We start from the raw sequence: 19087 nt of genomic DNA, 5'->3' as shown, positions 1-19087 counted from the left end.
GATCAAGGAAGTTGCAACTTCCTTGATCACCGAAGGGGTGGGGGCGGGGAGGCGGGGTCAGGCGCGGCGCCAGCGCAGGGTGGTGATCTGGAACGGGCGCAGCTCGAGGACGGCGGCGTCCGGTCGGGCCTCGCGCAGGGCGCGCGGCTGCTCGACGTCCCGCTCCAGCAGGTCCGTCTCGGTCACCGAGGCCGCGGGGAACGAGGGACGCACCGTCGCCCGCGCCCGCCCGCCGTGCGCCTCGTAGAACCGGACGACGACGTCACCGCTGCGGTCCTCGGCGAGCTTGACCGCCTCCACGACCACGCCGTCGCCCTCCACCGCGAGCAGCGGCTCCACCGGCCCGGCACCGCGCACCTCGCGCAGCGGCAGGTTCAGCCGGTACCCCTCGCGCACGGCGTCGGGGATCCCCGCGCCCACGAGCAGCGAGGTGCGCAGGACGTGCCGACCCTGGTCGGCGTCCGGGTCGGGGAACAGCGGCGCGCGCAGCAGCGACAGGCGCACGGTCGTGGTGGTGCCCCCGTCGGGACGGGTGGTGCGGCCGGTGTCGTGGCCGTAGGTGGAGTCGTTGGCGACGGCCACGCCGTAGCCGTTCTCCCCCACGTGCACCCACCGGTGCGCGCACGTCTCGAACCGCGCCGCGTCCCAGGAGGTGTTCGCGTGCGTGGGGCGCAGGACGTGCCCGAACTGGATCTCGGAGGCGGCGCGGTCGGCGTGCACGTCCAGCGGGAAGGCGAGCTTGAGGAGCTTCTGCCGCTCGTGCCAGTCGACGTCGAAGGACAGCTCGACGGCCGCGGACCCCGCCGCGACGGAGAGGACCTGCTCCACCCGGGAGTCCCCGAACCGGCGCACGACGCGGACGGCGACGCGCTCGGCGGACTCCTCCACCAGCTCGACGGACTCCGCGGCGGTGAGGTCGGTGGTGTGCCGGCGGTAGTGCTCGTCGACGTCCCAGGCGTCCCACTGCGTGGGGGTGTCCCGGTGCAGCTGCAGCAGAGCGCCCCGGGCACCGGGGGCCAGCACCTCCCGGCCCGCGGCGAGGTCCAGCACCGAGGACATCAGCCCGTCGCGGTCGACGACGACGCGGACCCGCTCGTTCTCCAGCACGAACCCGCCCGCGGACGCCGACGCGCGCGCACCCGCGCCCGGCCGCGGGAACCCCGACCCCAGGGCGGCGACGTCCTGCCGCGCGAACGGTGAGGCGTTGAACGCCACCGCCTCCTCACCGTCGCCCGCCAGGACACCCAGGGACGCACCGATGAGCTCCTCCAGCTCGGCCGCCACCTCGGCGTAGCGGGCCTCGGCCTCCCGGTGCACCCACGCGATGGAGGACCCGGGCAGGATGTCGTGGAACTGCTGCAGCAGCACCACCCGCCACAGCCGCTCCAGCGCCTCGTGCGGGTAGTCCGCACCGCGCTGCACGGCCGCGGCGGCCGCCCACAGCTCGGCCTCGCGCAGCAGGTGCTCGCTGCGGCGGTTGCCGCGCTTGGTGCGCGCCTGGGAGGTGTAGGTGCCGCGGTGGAACTCCAGGTAGATCTCCCCGCTCCACACCGGCGGGTCGGGGTACTCCGCCTGCGCCTGCCGGAAGAAGTCGTGCGGGCCGGCGAGCTCCACGACCGGTGAACCCTCCAGCGAGCGGGTGCGCGCCGCGGCGGCGAGCATCTCGCGGGTGGGGCCGCCACCGCCGTCGCCGTACCCGAAGGGCAGCAGCGAGCGGCGCGCCCGGCCCTTCTCGGCGAACTGACGCTCGGCGCGGGCCAGGTCCTCCCCGCCCAGGTCGGAGTTGTAGGTGTCCGCGGGCGGGAAGTGGGTGAAGATGCGGGTGCCGTCGACGCCCTCCCACGCGAACGTGTGGTGCGGCATCCGGTTCACCTCGTTCCACGACGGCTTCTGGGTGAGGAACCATCGGGCGCCGGCGGCGACGGCGATCTGCGGCAGGGCGGCGGTGTACCCGAAGGAGTCCGGCAGCCACACGTCCAGCGGCTCGACGCCGAGCTCCTCGGCGAAGAACCGCTTGCCCACGACGAACTGGCGAGCCAGCGCCTCCCCGCCGGGCATGTTGGTGTCGGACTCGACCCACATGCCGCCCACGGGCACGAAGCGGCCCTCGGCGACGCGCTTCTTGATCCGCTCGAACAGGTCCGGCTGGGCGTCGCGGACCCACGCGTACTGCTGCGCCGAGGAGCAGGCGAACACCAGGTCCGGGTCCTCGTCCATCAGCGCCAGCACGTTGGAGAACGTGCGCGCGCACTTGCGCGCCGTCTCCCGCGTCGGCCACAGCCACGCGGAGTCGATGTGGGCGTGCCCGACGGCGGTGACGCGGTGCGCGCTGGCCGACGCGGGCTGCGCCAGCACGCCGGCCAGCGCGGCCCGGCCGGCGGACGCGGTGCCGGCCACGTCCCACGGGTCGACGGCGTCGACCGCGTCGTCCAGGGCGCGCAGCACCTCGGCGCGGCGCGTGGACGCCTCCGGCAGCTGGGCCAGCAGCCCGCGCAGCGTCCAGACGTCCTGCTGCAGCTCCCACACCTGCACGTCGAGCTCGGCGAGGTCCGCGCCCGCGAACCGGTACAGCGGGTCCGTGCCCGCCGTGGCGGGGTCCCCCAGCCGGGTGGGGGTGGCGAACACACCGTCGCCGGAGACGTCCGGGTTCGAGGACGCCTCCAGCAGGACCTCCACCGCACCGTCCGGGCCCGTCACCGCGGCCAGCGGCAGGTACCGGTTGCGCGGGTGCAGGCCCTTGAGGACCGTGCCGTCCGGGCGGTACGCCGTCGCCTCGGCCTGGAACCCCGGCTGCACGTCGGAGTAGCCGAGGTCCACGACGACCTCGGCGCGGGTGCCGTCGCCGCCGAAGCCCTCCGGGGCGCGACCGGTCAGCCGGAACCACGTGGTGCCCCAGGGCCGTCCCCACGCGGTGCCCACCGCGAACGGCTCGTACGCCGCGGCCGCCGCCTCGGCGAACGGCACGGGCTCACCCGGCGCCACCCACGCCGCGACCTCCAGCGGGACGCGCCGGCGGTACGTGGCGGGCTCGAGGCGCTCGCGCACGAAGCGCTCGACGCGCATCTCGACGAGGGCGGGGTTGAGGTGCACGGGGCGGCTCCTGGGGCGGGGGCGTGGTGGGGCGGAGGCGGGTGGGGGCGCGGGTGGGGGCGCGGACTGGGACCGCGGTCGGGTCGGCGGGCGGCCGTTCGAGCCTGTCAGCCCTTGACGGAGCCCGCCAGGGCGAACGAGCCGCCGGCGAGGCGCTGGACGACGAGGTACAGGACCAGCACGGGTGTGGCGTAGAGGAGGGAGAACGCGGCGAGCTGACCGTAGGCGACGGCGCCGTTGGTGCCGAAGAACGTGTAGATCGACACCGCGGCGGGCTGGCGGGCGGGGTCGAGCAGCAGCACGAACGGGACGAAGAAGTTCCCCCACGCCTGGGTGAACACGAAGATGAACACCACGGCGATCCCCGGGCGCATGAGCGGCACGACGATGCGGCGCAGCGCGGTCATGGCGCTGGCACCGTCCACCCAGGCCGCCTCCTCCAGCGACACGGGGACGCTGTCCATGAAGTTCTTCAGCATCCACACCGCCATCGGCAGCGAGGTGGCGGCGAGGAAGAGGACGGTGCCGGTCAGCGAGTCCAGCAGCCCCAGCGCGACGAACAGCGCGTACACCGGCACCATGATCGCCGTGATGGGCAGGCAGCTGCCGAAGAGGATGGCGTAGAGGAACGAGCGGTTGAAGCGCATGCGGTAGCGCGACAGCGGGTAGGCCGCCAGGGTCGCCACGGCGACCGTGACGAGCGCCGCGCCGCCGGAGACGACCAGGGAGTTCCACAGCGGCAGCAGCGTCAGCTCGTACGTCAGGACGTCTCGGAAGTTCTCCAGCGTGGGGGCGCCCGGCAGGGACACCGACACGGTGGCGTCGGGGTCCACCGAGGCCAGCACGATCCAGGCCAGCGGCACCAGGAAGACGACGCCCACGAGGAGCAGCGCAAGGTTCGCGGCGACGCTCGCTCCCCGCCGCTGCGGCGAGGTGACGTGCAGGCCGGGGCGCACCGGCGCCGCCGGTGGCACCGCGAGCACCGCGTCGGGCCGGGTGGTCGCTCCCGCGCCGGCCATCAGTCCACCTCCGGCTTGAGCACGCGGACGTACACGGCGGCGAACACGGCGCCGACGACCAGGGTCACCACGGCGATGGCGGTGCCGTAGCCGACCTGGGCGAACTTGAACGCCTCCTGGAAGGCGAGCACCGGCAGCGTGGAGCTCTGCGTGCCGGGCCCTCCCCCGGTCATGACCCAGATGAGGGTGAAGACCCCCAGGGTCTGCAGGGTGGTGAGCATGAGGTTCGTGGAGATCGACCGGCGGATCATCGGCAGGGTGATGCGGAAGAAGCGCTGGGCGCCGCTGGCGCCGTCCAGGGACGCCGCCTCGGTGACGTCGGGCGGGACCTCCGACAGCGCCGCGCCGTAGACCATCATCGAGAAGGCCGTGCCGCGCCAGACGTTGGCCAGGACGACGGCCATCATCGGGAACGTGACCAGCCAGGCGGTGTCCCCGGCGCCGACCGCCCCCAGGACGGCGTTGAGGGTGCCGTCGGTGGAGAAGAACGCGTACAGCGCGAAGGCGGCGACGATCTCCGGCAGCACCCAGGCGGTCACCACGAGGGCGCTGACGAACGAGCGCAGCGGGCCGAGGGCGACGCGCAGCAGCAGGGCGACGGCCATGCCGAGGACGTTCTGGCCGACCACCGCGGAGGCGATCACGAAGAACAGCGTCAGCCACGCGGACTGCCAGAACTCCCCGCTGGACAGGAGCTGCGCGTAGTTGTCCAGGCCGACGAACTGCGGGTCCGCGGCGCGGTAGCCGCTGAGGGCGGTGTTCGTCAGCGAGCCGTACAGCGCGTAGGCGATGGGCCCGGCGAGGAACACCAGCATGAGCGCGCAGGCCGGCAGCAGGGGTGCCAGCTTGACGATCGTGCCGGACCCGCGCCGGGCGGGGGTCCGCTCCGCCCGGCGCGGGCCGTGGGTGGTGACGGCGGTCGTCACGGTCAGCCCGCGGCCTGGGTGCGGTCCTCGCCGACGATGCCGACGAGCCCCTCGTCGTAGGCCTGGGCGGCCTCCTCCGGGCTCTGGCTGCCCGTGGCGACGGCCTCGGCGGCCACCTGGATGTTCGCGGAGATCTGCGAGTAGTCCGGGGTGGCGGGGCGGAAGTTCGTCACCGGGACGAGCGAGGAGAAGAACTCGAAGGACGGGTTGTACGCCAGGTACTCCGGGTCCTGGGCGACGTCCTTGCGCACCGCGATCTGGCTGTTCTCGGTGTCGTACTTCAGGGCGTTCTCCCGGTTGAGGGCGACCGTGATGAAGTCGAACGCCGCCTGGGGGTCGGCGGCCGTCGAGCCCACCGACAGGAGCCAGCCGCCGGACATCGAGGTGCGGCCGGGGTCCTGGCCGTTCTGCGTGGGCATGGCGGCGATGCCCATCGTCTGCTCCCACTCCGGCCACTCGTTCTCCCCGGAGATCCAGGCGCCGGGCAGCCAGGAACCGTCGATGGCCATGGCGAGCTTCCCCTGCGGGAGCAGTTCGGTGCTGATGCGGGCGCCGAGGGCCGCGTCGAGCATGAGGGAGGTGTCGGGCCCCAGACCCTCGGAGTACACGGTGTCGTAGAAGCCGAGCGCGTCGCGGAACCCCTGGGAACCGGTGATCCACTTCTGGGTGTCGGCGTCGTAGAGCTCGTCACCGGTGCCGTACAGCAGCATCTCGAAGCCCTGCATGGACGTCGCCTCGCCCGCGGCGCGGCCGGCGTAGACGTTCAGGGGGATGACGCCGGGCACGCGCTCCTTCACGGTGCGGGCGGCGGCCAGCACGTCGTCCCACGTGGTGGGCTGCCAGTCGGTGGGCAGCCCGGCCTGCGCGAAGATCTGCTCGTTGAAGTAGATGCCGCGGGTGTCGGTGCCCATGGAGACCCCGTAGGTCTTGCCGTCGTCGCCCAGGCCCGCCTGCTTGGCGGTCTCGTCGAACTGCGGCCAGTCCTCCCACTCGGCGAGCATGTCGTCGATGGGCGCCAGGTAACCGGCGGCGGCGTCGGAGCGGACCTGGAAGCTGTCCTCGTAGATGACGTCGGGCGCCGTGGACGGCGAGCGGTTCATCAGGGCCAGCTTGGTGAAGTACTGGTCCTGCTCGGCCTCGATGGGGACCAGCTCGACGGTCCTGCCCTCGTTCGCCGCCTCGTACTCGGTCTTGGCCTTCTCGAGGACGTCCTCGAGCTGGGTGAACTGGGCCGTCCGCTGGTAGGCGACCCGGATGGTGCCGTCGTCGTCACCGCCGCTGCTCGCTCCCCCGCACGCCGTCAGTGCGAGGGTCGCGGCCGCGGCCGTCGCGAGGAAGTGCCGTCTGCGCGCCATGGTGCTCCTCCACGTGCCACGGGGTCGCCGTCGACCCGTCACGGAGTATGTAAATCAATTGGACTTGCTCTCGTCAAGGGTTGACGAGCAACACCGAGGAACGGGGGCTGAACGCGTCGTCGAGCACCAGGCAGGCGGCGCCCACGGCGGCCACGTCCCGCCCCACCCGGGTGCCGCGCAGCTGCACCGCGTGCAGCGGTGCAGCCACCTCCCGCGCCCGCACCAGCGGGGGCACCACCTCCAGGAAGCGCCGTTCCAGCCGCGGCCACAGCGGCCCGCCGAAGACGACGAGGTCCAGGTCCAGGAGGTTCTGCACCCCCGAGACCGCGCGCGCGACGCGGGCGGCCGCGCCGTCGACGACCGCGACGGCCGCGGGCACCCCCACGTCGGCGAGCCGGCACACCTCCCCCAGGGCACGGTCGACGCCGAGCTCGTCGTCCAGCGGCCACGGCCCCAGCCCGGCCGCCTGCGCCTGCAGCACCAGCGAGCGCGTCGCGTTGCGCTCGCCCAGGCAGCCGCGCTGCCCGCACTCGCACACCGGCCCCACGCCGTCCGCGGCCAGGTGACCGACCTCGCCGGCGTTGCCCGAGGACCCGCGCAGCACCTCCCCGCGCAGCACCAGCCCGGTGCCGATCCCGGTGCCGAGGTAGAAGAACGCGAAGCTGCTCGTCGGCCCCGCGCCGCCGGCCCACATCTCGGCGACGGCGGCGGCGACGACGTCCTTGTCGAGCAGGACGGGCAGCCCGGTGGCCTCGGCCAGGACCCGGCGCACCGGCACGCGCGCCCACCCGGGCAGGTTCGGGGCGCCCACCACGTCCCCGGCCGGCCCGTCGACGGGGCCGGGCACCGCGACACCCAGGCCCGCGAGGCGCTCGGCCGGCACCCCGGAGGCCGCCACGGTGGCCGCGACCTCCGCCGCGACCAGCGCCAGCGTCTCCTCGGGCGGGGCCTCCGGCGCCAGCGGGGCGTCGGAGCGGGCGACCACCCCGCCGCGCAGGTCCAGCACCACGGTGGTCAGCACGACCGGGTCCAGGTGCACTCCGACGGCGTAGCGGCCCGACGGCGCCAGCTGCAGCATCGTGCGGGGTTTGCCCGGCCCCCCGCCCTGCTTGCCGGCCTCCACGACGAGCCCCTGCTCCAGCAGGTGCCGGCAGATGTTGGAGACCGTCTGCGCCGACAGGCCGGTCAGGGCGGCGAGCTCCACGCGGCTGAGCCCCTCGGCGTGCCGGCGCACGGCGTCCAGGACGACGACCCGGTTGTAGTCCCCGACGCGGGGCAGGTTCGATCCGCGGCGCACCGCGGCGGGACGGGGAGGTGCTGCCACCGCGTCAGGGTGCCACGGCCGGCGGCCGGCCGAGCGCGCCCGCACGGCGGGCGGGCAGCGCCGTCTGGTGCAGCAGGCTGTACCCCCGGTGCGGGAGCCAGCGCCATCGACCGCTCCCTCGGCCCCGCCTAGCGTCTGTGGCACCGCGGACGCCGAGCGCCCCGGAACCACTGACGAGAGGAACGATGCCCCGTGCCCACCACCACCGTCGGCACCGAGAACAGCGCCCCGGTCGAGCTGCACCACGAGGACCACGGCACCGGTCAGCCCGTCGTGCTCATCCACGGCTACCCCCTGGACGGGGACTCCTGGGAGAAGCAGCAGCCTGCGCTGCTGGAAGCCGGTTACCGGGTCATCACGTACGACCGGCGCGGTTTCGGCCGCTCCAGCCGGCCCACCACCGGTTACGACTACGACACCTTCGCCGCCGACCTGGACGCGCTGCTGACCGCCCTGGACCTGCGCGACGTCGTGCTCGTGGGTTTCTCCATGGGTTCCGGTGAGGTGACGCGCTACCTGGGGCGGTACGGCTCCGAGCGGGTGGCGAAGGTCGCGCTGCTGGCCTCGCTGCAGCCGTTCCTGCTGAGGACCGACGACAACCCCACCGGGGTGGACGGGGCGGTCTTCGAGGGCGTCCTGGACGCCGTGACCGCCGACCGGTACGCGTACTTCGAGGCCTTCTTCGCCGACTTCTACAACCTCGACCGGACGCTGGGCGAGCGGATCAGCCAGGCCGCGGTGGACGCCAGCTGGGCGGTGGCGGCCTCGTCCTCGCCGCACGCCGCCTCCGCGTGCGTGCCGACGTGGCTCACCGACTTCCGCGAGGACCTGCTGAAGTTCGACGTGCCGGTGCTGGTCCTGCACGGCACCGAGGACCGGATCCTGCCGATCGACGCCACCGCGCGCCAGACGCTGCGGCAGCTGCCCTCGGCGACGTACGTGGAGGTCGAGGGCGCTCCGCACGGGCTGCTGTGGACCCACCACCGGGAGGTGACCGAGGCGCTGCTGGAGTTCCTGGGCGAGCCGGCGCCGGCCGCCTGAGCGGCGCGCGGGTGTCCTCGCCGTGCTCCGTCGCGGTGGCTCGACAACGCCGCGACGGGGCCGGGACCATGCCGGCGTGGACGACGCGCTGACCGCGACCGGCCGCTGGCAGGGGCACCTGCGCGGCTTCCGGTTCCTCGTGGACGGCACCGGCACCGCGCTGGCGGCCGGTGCCCTGCTGGTGGCGCTGGCCGTCTGCGCGGCCCTGGTCGTCACCTGGCCCCTGGTGCCGCGCCTGCTGCGCGCGGTCGGCGCGCTGGCCGAGTTCGAGCGGCGGCGCACCGGCCGCCACCTGGGGCACCCGCCGCCGGCGCACGGCGCGCTCGCCGGCGCGCTGCCGGTCCCCGCGGTGCGCCGCGACCTCGGCTGGCTGGTGCTGCACGCCACCGTCGGCACGCTGGCCGGGGTCGCCGCCCTGAGCGCACCGATCGGGCTCGTGCAGAACCTCGCCCTGGCGGCCGCGTGGCCGCTGTTCCCGGGCACCGTCTCCACGCTGAACACGCCGGTGGCCTCGTGGGGGCAGGCGGGGCTGACGGTGCTGATCGCCGCCGGGTACGCCGCCGCCGGCGTCCTCGTCGTCCCGCTCCTGGCGCGCGGGTACCTGCGCCTGAGCTCGGCCCGCCTGGCGCCGCCGCCCACGGCGCTGGCGCAGCGGCTGGCGCAGGTCACCGCCACCAGGGCCGCGGCCGTCGACGCCCACGCCGCGGAGCTGCGGCGCATCGAGCGCGACCTGCACGACGGCGTCCAGAACCGGATCGTGGCCGTGGCGATGCACCTGGGCATCGCCGAGCGCGCCCTCGAGCGCGACCCGGTCGCGGCGCTGCCCGTGGTCCTGGCGGCGCGCACCGCCGCCGAGGAGGCGCTGGCGGACCTGCGGGGCGTGGTGCGCAGCATCTACCCGCCGGCCCTGGCCGACCGGGGGCTCGCCGGTTCCGTGGCCGGACTGGCGGCGCACAGCCCCGTCCCGTGCAGCGTGCGGGAGGAGCCGCTGCCCCCCGTGGCGGCCGCCGTGGCCTCGGCCGCCTACTTCACCGTGGCCGAGGCGCTGACGAACACCGCCAAGCACAGCCGGGCCGCGCGGGTGCGGGTGCACCTGCGCGCCGACGCGGGGCGGCTGGTGGTGGAGGTCCACGACGACGGCGCGGGGGGCGCCGACGAGCGCGCGGGCACCGGGCTGGACGGCGTCCGGCGCCGCGTGGAGGCCCTGGACGGCACGATGTCGCTGCACAGCCCGCCCGGGGGCCCCACCACCGTCCGCGTCACCCTGCCGACGTGGGCGTGACGCGCCGCCGCGCTCAGCCCGGCCGCTCCAGGTAGCGCAGCACGGCGGTGACGCGCCGGTCGCTGTCGTCGGTGGGCGCCAGGTCCAGCTTGGCGAAGATGGCGCGGACGTGCTTGTGGACGGCTCCCTCGGTGACGACCAGCCGCCGGGCGATCGCTCCGTTGCCCAGCCCCTCCGCCATCAGGGCCAGCACCTCCCGCTCCCGCGGGGTCAGCCGGTCCAGGCCCCGGTCGCCGTGCACGCGGGTCAGCAGCTGGGCGACGACCTCCGGGTCGACGGCCGTGCCCCCCGCCGCCACCCGCTGCAGGGCGTCGAGGAACTCCCGGACGTGGCCGACGCGCTCCTTGAGCAGGTACCCCAGCCCGCCCGCACCGCCGGCCAGCAGCTCGGTCGCGAAGGCCTGCTCGACGTGGGCGGACAGCACCAGCACCGCCAGGCCGGGGTGGCGGCGCCGCGCCTCGACGGCGGCGAGGACCCCCTCGTCGGTGAAGGTGGGGGGCATGCGCACGTCGACGACGGCCACCTCGGGGCGGTGCTCGTCGACGGCCGCCAGGAACTGCGCGGCGGTGCCCGCGGTGGCCACCACGTCGAGGGCCTCCGCGCGCAGCAGGAGCGCCAGCCCCTCGCGCAGCAGCGCGTCGTCCTCAGCGATGACGATCCGCACGCCGGCCCCCCACCCCTGCTCGCCCGTCGGTCGCGACGCCCTCCAGCAGTTCCAGCGCCTCGCGCGCCCAGTCCGCCCGCGCCCGGGCGGTGTGCCGGCCGGCCGAGACGGTCAGCAGGCGGAACACCCCGCGGGTGGCGAAGTCCGGTTCCCGCTCGATCTCGGCGCACAGCTCGTCGTAGCGCTCGCAGGCCCGCTCCGCCCCGGTCAGGGCCTCGGTGAGCCAGGTGCGCACGAGCGCGGGCTCGACGTGGTGGCCGAAGAACAGGCGCAGCAGGAGCGGGTCGCGCGGGGAGGGCTGGGAGAAGGGTGCGGCGAGGAGTTCGCGCAGCCGCTCCCGGCCGGCCGCGGTGAGGTGGAAGACGTTGCCGGACCGGCCGGTCGCCCGCTCCCCTCCGCGTTCGCGCTCGACCAGGCCCTCCTCCTCGAGGGCGGACAGCGCCGGGTAGACCTGCCCGAAGCTCTCCTGCCAGAAGTGGCCGAGCGTCTGGACGATCTCGGCGCGCAGCCGGTAGCCCGTCATGGGCTCGATCGACAGGGCGCCGAGCACGGCCAGCTGCGTCTGCGGGGTTCTCGCCACCCCTTGAGCATATCTACCAGATACCTCTATCTTCCAGATATGTCGTTCTCCGCCCCCCCGCTCCCCCGTCCCGGCCGCTCGGCCGTCGCCGCCTGCGCCCTGTGCGGCGGCGTGGCCGCGTTCCAGGTCGCGCTCGCCGCGGGCGCACCGTGGGGGGCCGCCGCCTGGGGCGGGACGAACCCCGGCGTCCTGCCGCCCGGGCTGCGCGCGGCCAGCGCGGGCTCCGCGATCGCCTACGCGCTGCTGGCCGCGACGGCCGGCTCGGGGCTCGTCCCCGAGCGCGCGCGGCGCCGGGTCCTCACCGGCGCAGCCGGCCTGATGGTCGTGGGCACGGCGCTGAACCTCGCCTCGCCCTCCGGGGTCGAGCGGGCGCTGTGGACGCCCGTGGCCGCCGCCCTGGCCGTGCTGCTGTGGCGGGCCAGGACGACGGCGCCCCGCTGAGGAACCTCAGCCCTGCCGCTGCAGCGCCTCGACGAGCAGTTCCGCCAGGTGCTTGGGCCGCACCCCGGCGAGGTTGTCGGACTGGGTGCGGCAGGAGTACCCGTCGGCGACGACCACCGCGCCCGGGTCCTGCTCGATGCCGCGCAGCGCCGGCAGCAGGGCGTGCTCGGCCACCTTCACCGAGACGTCGTAGTGCCCGTCCTCGGCGCCGAAGTTCCCCGCCAGGCCGCAGCAGCCGGACAGGACCTGCGCGTCCACGCCCGCCTTGGCGAGCAGCGCGGCGTCGGGCGCGAAACCCATGACGGCGTGCTGGTGGCAGTGCGGCTGCACGACGGCCCGCACGTCCCCGTCCGGGTCCAGGCGCGGCGGCACCCAGTCGGGGCGCTGCTCGGCGATGAGCTCGGCGAGCGTCTTCACCCGCGACCCCAGGGCGCGGGCGCGCGGGTCGTCCGGCAGCAGTTCCGCGGCGTCCTCGCGCAGCAGCGCCGTGCAGGACGGCTCGAGCCCGACGACGGGCGCGTCGGCGGGCAGGCCCGGGGCGTTCAACGCGTCCAGGGAGGCGCGCAACTGCTTCTTCGCGCCGTCGAGCTGACCGGTGGACACCCACGTCAGCCCGCAGCAGACCTTCTCGGTGGTGATGGACACCTCGAAACCCAGGTGCTCCAGCAGCGTCACCGCGGCCCGGCCGACCTCCGGCGAGAAGTGCTCGGTGAAGGAGTCCACCCACAGCACGACGGGCTGGCCGCCCGTGCGCACGGGCCTGCGGCGGAACCAGGCGCGGAACGTCTGCTCGGCGAACTTCGGCAGCGGCCGCTCCTGCGCGATGCCGCCGACGCGCTTGGCGAGCGCCGCCAGCGCGGGCACCCCGGTGAGCGCGTTGACGAGCTTCGTCTCGAACCGGTGCAGCGTGGCCAGCCTCGACCAGCGCGGCAGCCAGCCGAGCAGGTAGTGGTTCATCGGGCGCAGCCGCCCGGCGTAGTGCTTGTCGAGGAACTCCGCCTTGTACGTGGGCATGTCCACGCCCGCGGGGCAGTCGGCGGTGCACCCCTTGCAGGACAGGCACAGGTCGAGGACGTCGTGGACCTCCTGCGCGCGCCAGCCGTCGGTGACGAGGGTGCCGTTGACCATCTCCTGCAGCAGGCGGGCGCGCCCGCGCGTGGAGTCCTTCTCGTCGCCGGTGGCCAGGAAGCTGGGGCACATGACGCCGCCGGAGTCGGCGCGGCACTTGCCCACGCCGACGCAGCGGTGCACGGCGCGGGTGAGGTCGCCGCCGTCGTGGGAGTACGCGAACTTCAGCGGCATGCCCAGGGCGTGGGCGGGGCGGGCGGCGGGCACGCGCAGGTCCGCGTCGAGCGGCGCAGGCCGCACGAGGACACCGGGGTTGAGCAGGTCCGCGGGGTCGAAGGCGCGCTTGACCTCCTCGAACGCGGCGATGGAGTCCGCGTCGTACATCAGGGGCAGCAGGGCACCGCGGGCGCGGCCGTCGCCGTGCTCACCGGACAGCGAACCACCGTGCTTCGCGACCAACCGCGCGGCGTCCTCGAGGAACGCCTTCGTGCGCTGCGCGCCGTCGCCGTCGTAGAGGGGGAAGTCGATGCGCACGTGGATGCAGCCGTCGCCGAAGTGGCCGTAGGCGAGACCGTCGACGCCGTGCGAGGCCATGAGGGCGTCGAACTCGCGCAGGTAGGTGCCAAGCTTCTCCGGCGGGACGGCGGCGTCCTCCCAACCGGGCCAGGCGGGCTGACCCTCCGGGGAGCGCCCGGCCAGGCCGGCGCCGTCCTCGCGGATGCGCCACAGCTTGCGGGCGTCGGCGGCGGTGGGGATGACGACGGAGTCCAGCGCGGCGGAGTCGGCGACCATCGCGCGGGCGGCGGCCAGGGACTCCTCGGGGGTGTCCCCGCCCATCTCCACGAACAGCCAGCCGTCGCCGGTGGGCAGCCCGTCGACGGAGCCGCCGCGGCGCACCACGGCGTCGGCCAGGCGGCGGTCGATGCCCTCCACGGCCAGGGGGCGGTGGGTCAGCAGGGCGGGGGTGGCGTCGGCGGCCTCGTGCATGGAGCGGTAGCCGAGGACGACGAAGGTCGTGGACGGCGACTGCCGCACGAGCCGGACGCGCGCGCGCAGGATCGTCGCCAGGGTGCCCTCGGAACCGGTGAGGAGGCGGGCCAGGGCGGTGCCGCGCGGGCCGCCGGTCTCCGGCAGCAGGTGCTCCAGCGCGTACCCGGACACCTGCCGGCCGAAGGTGCCGAACCCGGTGCGGATCGTGGCCAGGTGCCGGGAGGCGACCGCCTCCAGCTCGCCCAGCAGGTCCGCGGGCGGCTCGTCCGTCCAGAACCGGCGCCCGTGACCGTCGAGGACCTCCAGCGCCAGCACGTTGTGGCTGGTGCGGCCGTAGGCGAGGGCGTGCGACCCGCAGGCGTCGTTGCCGATCATGCCGCCGACGGTGCAGCGGGCGTGGGTGGACGGGTCCGGGCCGAAGCGCAGCCCGTGCGGGGCGGCCTCGCGCTGCAGGTCGTCGAGGATGACGCCCGGCTCGATGAGCGCCGTGCCGCTCTCCGCGTCGATCTCCAGGACGCGGTTCAGGTGGCGGGAGAAGTCCAGGACGACGCCGGTGCCCACCGCGTTGCCGGCCACGGAGGTGCCGGCCCCCCGGCTGGTGAACGGCACGCCCAGCTCGCGGCAGAGGGCGAAGACGGCCTCGACGTCCTCGACCGAGCGCGGGAAGACGACGACCTGCGGCACCACGCGGTAGTTCGAGGCGTCGGAGGTGTACTCGGCACGTCGGCGCGTGGAGGCGTCCACCACGCCGGAACCGGCGGGGGTGCCGAGCGCGGCGGCGAGGCGGTCCACGAGCCGGGCGGCGGCCGCGTCGTCGGCGGCGGGTGCCGGGGCGGCGCCGGTCACCGGCGCGGGGTCGGTCATCGTCACGGCACCAGTGTGCCGCCTCGCGGAGACGTTCCCGGCCGTCGCCCACCGGTGTGCTCACCACCACACCCAGAAGTACGTCTGGACGTACTTCGCTCCCGGAAGTTCTGGCAGCGCTTGACGGATAGCGTCGTAGATCCGTACTTTCGGCGTGTGACCGGGTTCGCGGAGGAACAGGAACCGACCGTCTCCGACAAGCTCGACGAGGTCCTCGCGCTGCTGCGCGCGGGTGCCGGCGGCGCGCGGGCGGGCCTGGGCGACGAGCGGTTCTGGGCCCTGGAGGGCCTGCGCGGACGGGTCGGCGAGGACGGCGGCGTGCTGATGACCGGCACGGTGCGGCTGCCGGGCGACCTGACGTACGAGTGGCAGCAGGGCTCGACGACCGAGGCGCTGCTGGAGGCCGACTGGTCGGCGCGCGCCGGCGCCCTGGACGCCCTGGCCCACCCCGTGCGGCTGCTGCTGGTGCAGCACGTCGTGCGCGGCACCACCTCCACCGGGGAGCTGTCGCGCCTGGAGGGCGTGGGCACCACCGGGCAGCTGCACCACCACCTGCGCCAGCTCGTCGCCGCCGGCTGGCTGCGCAGCACCGGCCGCGGCCGCTACGAGGTGCCCGCCCCGCGCGTGGTGCCCCTGCTCGTGCTGCTGCTGGCCGCCGAGCGCTAGACCCGAACCCCCGACCCCTGCACGGAGGCCGACGTGAGCCCTCGAACCCCTCCCCCGCTGCGCACCACCGGCTCCGCTCCCGCGCTGCCCGGGCGGGTGCGGGCGCTGGCCCGGCTGCGCGGCACCGCGAACCGCGGGCTGTGCCTGCTCGTCGTCGTGCTGGTGGCGCTGGAGGTGCTGCCCGGGCCGGGGGTGCCGCGGGCGCTGGAGCCGCTCGTGGCGCCCGCCCTGGTCGTGCTCGTCGTCCTCGTGGTGGTGCTGACGGTGTTCGGGGGCGGCCCCCGGCCGCCCGCGCGGCTGATCGGCCCGGTCGTCACCGGGCGCTGGCAGGCGCTGTCCACGCCCGCCGACCGCGTGCCCAGCCACGGCACCCACGGCTACGGGCAGACCTACGCCGTCGACCTGCTCGCCGACCCGGCCGACGGTTCCCGGCCGCCGTTCAGCGTCGGCGGTGGTCTCCTGCCGCCGCAGCGGTTCCCCGCGTTCGGTCAGCCGGTCCTCGCCGGGGCCGGCGGGCGGGTGGTGCGCGCCTCCGGCCGGGCCCGCGACCACCGCTCCCGCAACAGCTGGCTGGCGCTGCCGTACCTGCTCGCCGAGGGGGCGCTGCGCGACCTGGTCAGCTGGCGGCTCGTCGTCGGCAACCACGTCGTCGTGGACCACGGCGACGGCAGCTTCGCCTGCTACGCGCACCTGCGCCGCGGGTCGCTGCGGGTGCGCCCCGGTGACGTCGTCGCGGCCGGGGACGTGCTCGGCGAGTGCGGGAACTCGGGGAACTCCAGCGAACCCCACCTGCACCTGCAGCTCATGGACCGGCCGAGCCCCGCGCTGGCCGCGGGGATCCCGTTCGCGTTCACCGGCACCGTGCTGGAGGCGCCCGAGGGCGGCGCCGGCCAGGACGACGGGCGCGGGGTGGTGCCCGGGCGGGGCCAGCGGTTCAGCGCGGTGACCGGGGACGTCAGCCCGCGGTAGCCCGGCGCAGCTTGGCGAAGAGGTCCTCCAGCAGGTACCGGGTGTCGAACTCCTCGCACACCAGGACCGTGCGCTCCGGGTCCGGCCCCTCGGCCATCGTGCGACCGTCGAGGAAGCGGGGAGCGGCCCGGCGGCGCCACACCGCGCCCTGCGGGTTCAGCACGGCACCGATCGCGGGCGAGTCCCCCAGGGAGCGGTGCTCGATGGCCCGGGGGTGGTGCTCGTCGTTCCACGCGACGAGCTGGTCCACGAGGTACCGGCCGATGCGCCCGCAGGGGGCCACGCGCTCCTCGAGCTCGGCGTACCCGACGCCGACGCGCGTGTACACCGACCGCGGCACCTGCCACAGCTCGACCCCGCTGCCGAACACGACGTTCGCGGCGTGCACGTCGTTGCTCAGGTTGAACTCCGGCTTCGGCCCGTCCCAGATCCCGCCGTAGGACGGACCGCCGATCCAGACGACCGTGAGGTCCCGTTCCGCGATCCGCGGTTCCAGCAGCAGCGCCGAGGCCATGTCGGTCAGCGGCCCGAGCGAGGTGACGAACAGCGGGCGCTCGTCGTCGGCCAGGGCCTCGGAGACGATGAGCCGCGCGCCGGGACTGTCCACGGGGGTGCGCTCGTCCGGCAGCGCGCGCGGTGCCCCGTCGGCCACCGGCACGGACCCGGTGCGGCCGAGCAGCTCCAGCAGCAGGTCCACCTCGGCACGGCTGTCGGCCATGCTCGTCGCCGAGCGCGCGTCCCCGAAGTGGGCCGGCACGATCCCGCGCACGTCGAGCGTCTCGGACAGCAGCGCGTGGACGACGGCGTACTGGTCGTCGGCCTCGTTCGCGGCGTCGGTGTCCACGACGAGGCGGACGGTCCGCGGTGTCCTGGCCACGCGGAACTCCTCAGGTCCGGTGCCGGCTCAGCGCCGGATCACTGCACGTCGCCGCCGGCGGTGGACCGCGCGTACGTCTCCGCCGTGCCCGTCGAGCTGCGGCGCGGCATGAGCAGGCCCAGCAGGAGCATCCCGGCCCCCAGGCCCAGGTGCAGCCAGTCGTCGGCGGTGTTCAGCGGCACGAAGTTCGCCTGCACGTCCTGGGCGACGACGAGGCCGTACACCCACAGGCCCAGGTAGGCGACGCCACCGAGGAGCAGGTACGCCTTCGCCGCGTTCGCCCCGCGGGACAGCACCACGCCGGCGACGCCGAACAGCAGGTGCAGGACGTTGTGCAGGACGGAGACCTGGAAGACGCCCAGCAGGTGGGCGTGCGAGTCCGGGCCCGCCCAGCTCAGCTGCCCGTAGTCGGTGGTGATCCCGGGGACGAACCCGAGGACGCCGACGACGAGGAACGCGATCCCGACGAGGAGGGACGTCAGCTGGACCGGGGAGCGCTGCACGGACAGGCGCGAGGACGTCGAGGCGCGGGTGCTGCTCACGGGGAACCCCTCCTGGGACGAGGACGAGACCCGCACGGCGGGCTCGGCGGGCACGCGGGTACGGCCCGTCCCCCTCCACGGTAGGCACTGCGGGCCGGGCGGCAAGGCGAACCGCGTCGCGCGCGGCCCGCCGCTCCCCCTCGCGGACCCGGCGCCGGCGTTGGGGTCGTCGCTCGTGCCGGTGACCGCCTACCCCGCCCCGGTGGTCGCGGGGTTCCGCCGGTACTCCGCCTACCGGGCCGCCACCGCCACCGCCGCCGGCGCCGGTGTCGGTGTTCGCCGACGACCGCCTGGCCCGGCGGGTTCGCACCGGCGACGTCGCCGTCGACCTGGCGCGCCCGGTCGACCCCCAGGTGGCCGACTGGGCCGACGACCTGGGGCGCGCCGCGTTCCAGCCGCTGCCGCGCAGGCTGTGGTTCCCGCCGCGGCTGGCCGCGCTGGCCGCCGCCACCCCGTTCCCGTCCGTGCTGCAGGCACCGGCGGACGTGCTCACCGGCGTCGTGACGGGTGCGACGGCGCTGGTGCTGCTCGGCGGTTCCGTGCTGGGCGGCACGGCGGTGTTCTGCGCGCTGTTCGTCACCGCCGGGGCGCTGCAGTCCTGGCTCCTGGAGGGCCGCGAGGCCGCGAACTCCTTCACCTGCGGCGGCGCTGCTGCTGTGGAGGTTCCTGCGCGCCGAGCGCGCCGCGCACGGCACCACGCTGCTGCTCACCACCCACGACACGGGCGACGTGCAGCGGCTGTGCGACCGGGTCCTCGTCGTGGACTCCGGGCGCCTGGCCCACGACGGCGACCTGCCGGGCCGGGCCCGCCGGGTCGGCACCCGGCGCGTCCTCGTGGTGGACCTGCGCGAACCGGTCCCGCCGCTGCGGGTGCCCGGCGCCGACCTCGTGGCCGTCGAGGCCGACGGCCTGCGCCAGCGCCTCGCGTTCGGCCCGGCGGCCACCACCGCGGCCGAGGTGCTGGCGGGCGTCTCCCGGCTGGCGGACGTGCGCGACCTGTCCGTGGAGGAACCCGACGTCGCCGACGTGGTGCGGCAGCTGCACGCGTCCGCGCGCCGCTGACGCCGGGTCCCCTCCCCCGGTCAGAGGGAACCGGCGAGGCGCCCCAGGATCGGGTTCCAGCCGACGACACGGCGCTCGGCGACGATCCCGCGCACGGTGAACGGGTCCTGCTCCAGCAGCGCCTCCACGGCGGCCGCGTCGGGAGCCTCGAACACCAGGACGGCGCCGTCGGCGTCGGTGGGCCCGGACAGCACCAGGCGCTCGCCCAGCCCGGCGAGCCACTCGCGGTGCACGGGGCGCACCTCGTCGCGCAGGGCGGTGTCGGGCGTGTAGGCGTAGGTGGCGACGAAGTACGGCACGGGGTTCCCCTCCTGCGGCGGCGGCTGT

At 75.2% G+C, this 19087-nt stretch carries 17 protein-coding genes; 6 read left to right on the top strand and 11 right to left on the bottom strand.

Annotation, left to right across the window (positions count from 1 at the left end):
- Positions 1 to 57 precede the first annotated feature (57 nt).
- From V9U69_RS09020 to V9U69_RS09000, 5 genes are all read right to left on the bottom strand, one after another.
- Positions 58 to 3090 (bottom strand): alpha-mannosidase, encoded by a 3033-nt coding sequence (locus V9U69_RS09020; RefSeq protein ID WP_337061305.1) that lies wholly within the window; start codon positions 3088 to 3090, stop codon positions 58 to 60.
- A gap of 107 nt (positions 3091 to 3197) precedes the next feature.
- The gene (locus V9U69_RS09015) at positions 3198 to 4109 is read right to left on the bottom strand and encodes a carbohydrate ABC transporter permease (protein WP_337061304.1); all 912 of its coding nucleotides are present in this window, start codon (positions 4107 to 4109) and stop codon (positions 3198 to 3200) included.
- A complete protein-coding gene (locus V9U69_RS09010) occupies positions 4109 to 5041 on the bottom strand; it encodes a carbohydrate ABC transporter permease (protein WP_432494753.1) in 933 nt (310 codons plus the stop codon). The genes V9U69_RS09015 and V9U69_RS09010 overlap by 1 nt, the downstream gene beginning before the upstream one ends.
- A complete protein-coding gene (locus tag V9U69_RS09005) occupies positions 5038 to 6390 on the bottom strand; it encodes an extracellular solute-binding protein (protein ID WP_337061301.1) in 1353 nt (450 codons plus the stop codon). Before V9U69_RS09005 ends, V9U69_RS09010 begins: the two co-directional genes overlap by 4 nt.
- 73 nt (positions 6391 to 6463) lie before the next feature.
- Positions 6464 to 7714 (bottom strand): ROK family transcriptional regulator, encoded by a 1251-nt coding sequence (locus tag V9U69_RS09000; protein WP_337061300.1) that lies wholly within the window; start codon positions 7712 to 7714, stop codon positions 6464 to 6466.
- A gap of 192 nt (positions 7715 to 7906) precedes the next feature.
- On the opposite strand from V9U69_RS09000, the gene V9U69_RS08995 reads away from it, so the two are divergent.
- Both V9U69_RS08995 and V9U69_RS08990 read left to right on the top strand, forming a co-directional pair.
- The gene (locus tag V9U69_RS08995) at positions 7907 to 8755 is read left to right on the top strand and encodes an alpha/beta fold hydrolase (protein ID WP_337061299.1); all 849 of its coding nucleotides are present in this window, start codon (positions 7907 to 7909) and stop codon (positions 8753 to 8755) included.
- 76 nt (positions 8756 to 8831) lie between these two features.
- Positions 8832 to 10037, top strand: a complete 1206-nt coding sequence (locus V9U69_RS08990; protein ID WP_337061297.1) for a sensor histidine kinase — start codon at positions 8832 to 8834, stop codon at positions 10035 to 10037.
- Between the two features lie 13 nt (positions 10038 to 10050).
- Here V9U69_RS08990 and V9U69_RS08985 read toward each other — a convergent pair whose 3' ends face one another.
- Positions 10051 to 10701 (bottom strand): response regulator transcription factor, encoded by a 651-nt coding sequence (locus tag V9U69_RS08985; RefSeq protein WP_337061295.1) that lies wholly within the window; start codon positions 10699 to 10701, stop codon positions 10051 to 10053.
- A complete protein-coding gene (locus tag V9U69_RS08980; RefSeq protein ID WP_337061294.1) occupies positions 10682 to 11281 on the bottom strand; it encodes a PadR family transcriptional regulator in 600 nt (199 codons plus the stop codon). Before V9U69_RS08980 ends, V9U69_RS08985 begins: the two co-directional genes overlap by 20 nt.
- A gap of 3 nt (positions 11282 to 11284) precedes the next feature.
- Between V9U69_RS08980 and V9U69_RS08975 the strand changes: the two genes are divergently transcribed.
- Positions 11285 to 11722, top strand: coding sequence for a hypothetical protein (locus V9U69_RS08975; RefSeq protein WP_337061292.1), 438 nt, complete (start codon positions 11285 to 11287; stop codon positions 11720 to 11722).
- Between the two features lie 6 nt (positions 11723 to 11728).
- Here V9U69_RS08975 and V9U69_RS08970 read toward each other — a convergent pair whose 3' ends face one another.
- Positions 11729 to 14644 carry an FAD-binding and (Fe-S)-binding domain-containing protein gene (locus V9U69_RS08970; RefSeq protein ID WP_337061369.1) on the bottom strand — a complete coding sequence of 972 codons (2916 nt, stop codon included), beginning with the start codon at positions 14642 to 14644 and terminating at the stop codon, positions 11729 to 11731.
- A gap of 156 nt (positions 14645 to 14800) precedes the next feature.
- Between V9U69_RS08970 and V9U69_RS08965 the strand changes: the two genes are divergently transcribed.
- Complete coding sequence (locus V9U69_RS08965; protein ID WP_337061290.1) at positions 14801 to 15310, top strand: ArsR/SmtB family transcription factor; 510 nt, start codon at positions 14801 to 14803, stop codon at positions 15308 to 15310.
- A gap of 33 nt (positions 15311 to 15343) precedes the next feature.
- On the top strand, positions 15344 to 16279 hold the full coding sequence (locus V9U69_RS08960) for a M23 family metallopeptidase (protein WP_337061289.1): 936 nt from the start codon (positions 15344 to 15346) through the stop codon (positions 16277 to 16279).
- Here V9U69_RS08960 and V9U69_RS08955 read toward each other — a convergent pair.
- Both V9U69_RS08955 and V9U69_RS08950 read right to left on the bottom strand, forming a co-directional pair.
- Positions 16266 to 17156 (bottom strand): nucleoside hydrolase, encoded by an 891-nt coding sequence (locus V9U69_RS08955; protein WP_337061287.1) that lies wholly within the window; start codon positions 17154 to 17156, stop codon positions 16266 to 16268. The genes V9U69_RS08960 and V9U69_RS08955 overlap by 14 nt on opposite strands.
- Positions 17157 to 17194: 38 nt before the next feature.
- On the bottom strand, positions 17195 to 17698 hold the full coding sequence (locus V9U69_RS08950; RefSeq protein WP_337061286.1) for a DUF4383 domain-containing protein: 504 nt from the start codon (positions 17696 to 17698) through the stop codon (positions 17195 to 17197).
- A 729-nt stretch (positions 17699 to 18427) separates the two neighbouring features.
- On the opposite strand from V9U69_RS08950, the gene V9U69_RS08945 reads away from it, so the two are divergent.
- Positions 18428 to 18760 (top strand): hypothetical protein, encoded by a 333-nt coding sequence (locus V9U69_RS08945; RefSeq protein WP_337061284.1) that lies wholly within the window; start codon positions 18428 to 18430, stop codon positions 18758 to 18760.
- 20 nt (positions 18761 to 18780) lie between these two features.
- Here V9U69_RS08945 and V9U69_RS08940 read toward each other — a convergent pair whose 3' ends face one another.
- Positions 18781 to 19059, bottom strand: a complete 279-nt coding sequence (locus V9U69_RS08940) for a YciI family protein (protein ID WP_337061283.1) — start codon at positions 19057 to 19059, stop codon at positions 18781 to 18783.
- Between the last annotated feature and the right edge of the window lie 28 nt (positions 19060 to 19087).

The sequence above is a fragment of the Kineococcus sp. G2 genome, assembly GCF_037154035.1.
Classification (GTDB): Bacteria; Actinomycetota; Actinomycetes; order Actinomycetales; family Kineococcaceae; genus Kineococcus.
Note: the sequence above shows the minus strand (reverse complement) of the source record. Positions and strands in the feature narration are given on the sequence as shown.

Coding starts and splice junctions, on each gene's coding strand:
- V9U69_RS09015 (WP_337061304.1), bottom strand. CDS start 4,109: ATGGCCGGCGCGGGAGCGACCACCCGGCCCGACGCGGTGCTCGCGGTG.
- V9U69_RS08970 (WP_337061369.1), bottom strand. CDS start 14,644: ATGACCGACCCCGCGCCGGTGACCGGCGCCGCCCCGGCACCCGCCGCC.
- V9U69_RS09005 (WP_337061301.1), bottom strand. CDS start 6,390: ATGGCGCGCAGACGGCACTTCCTCGCGACGGCCGCGGCCGCGACCCTC.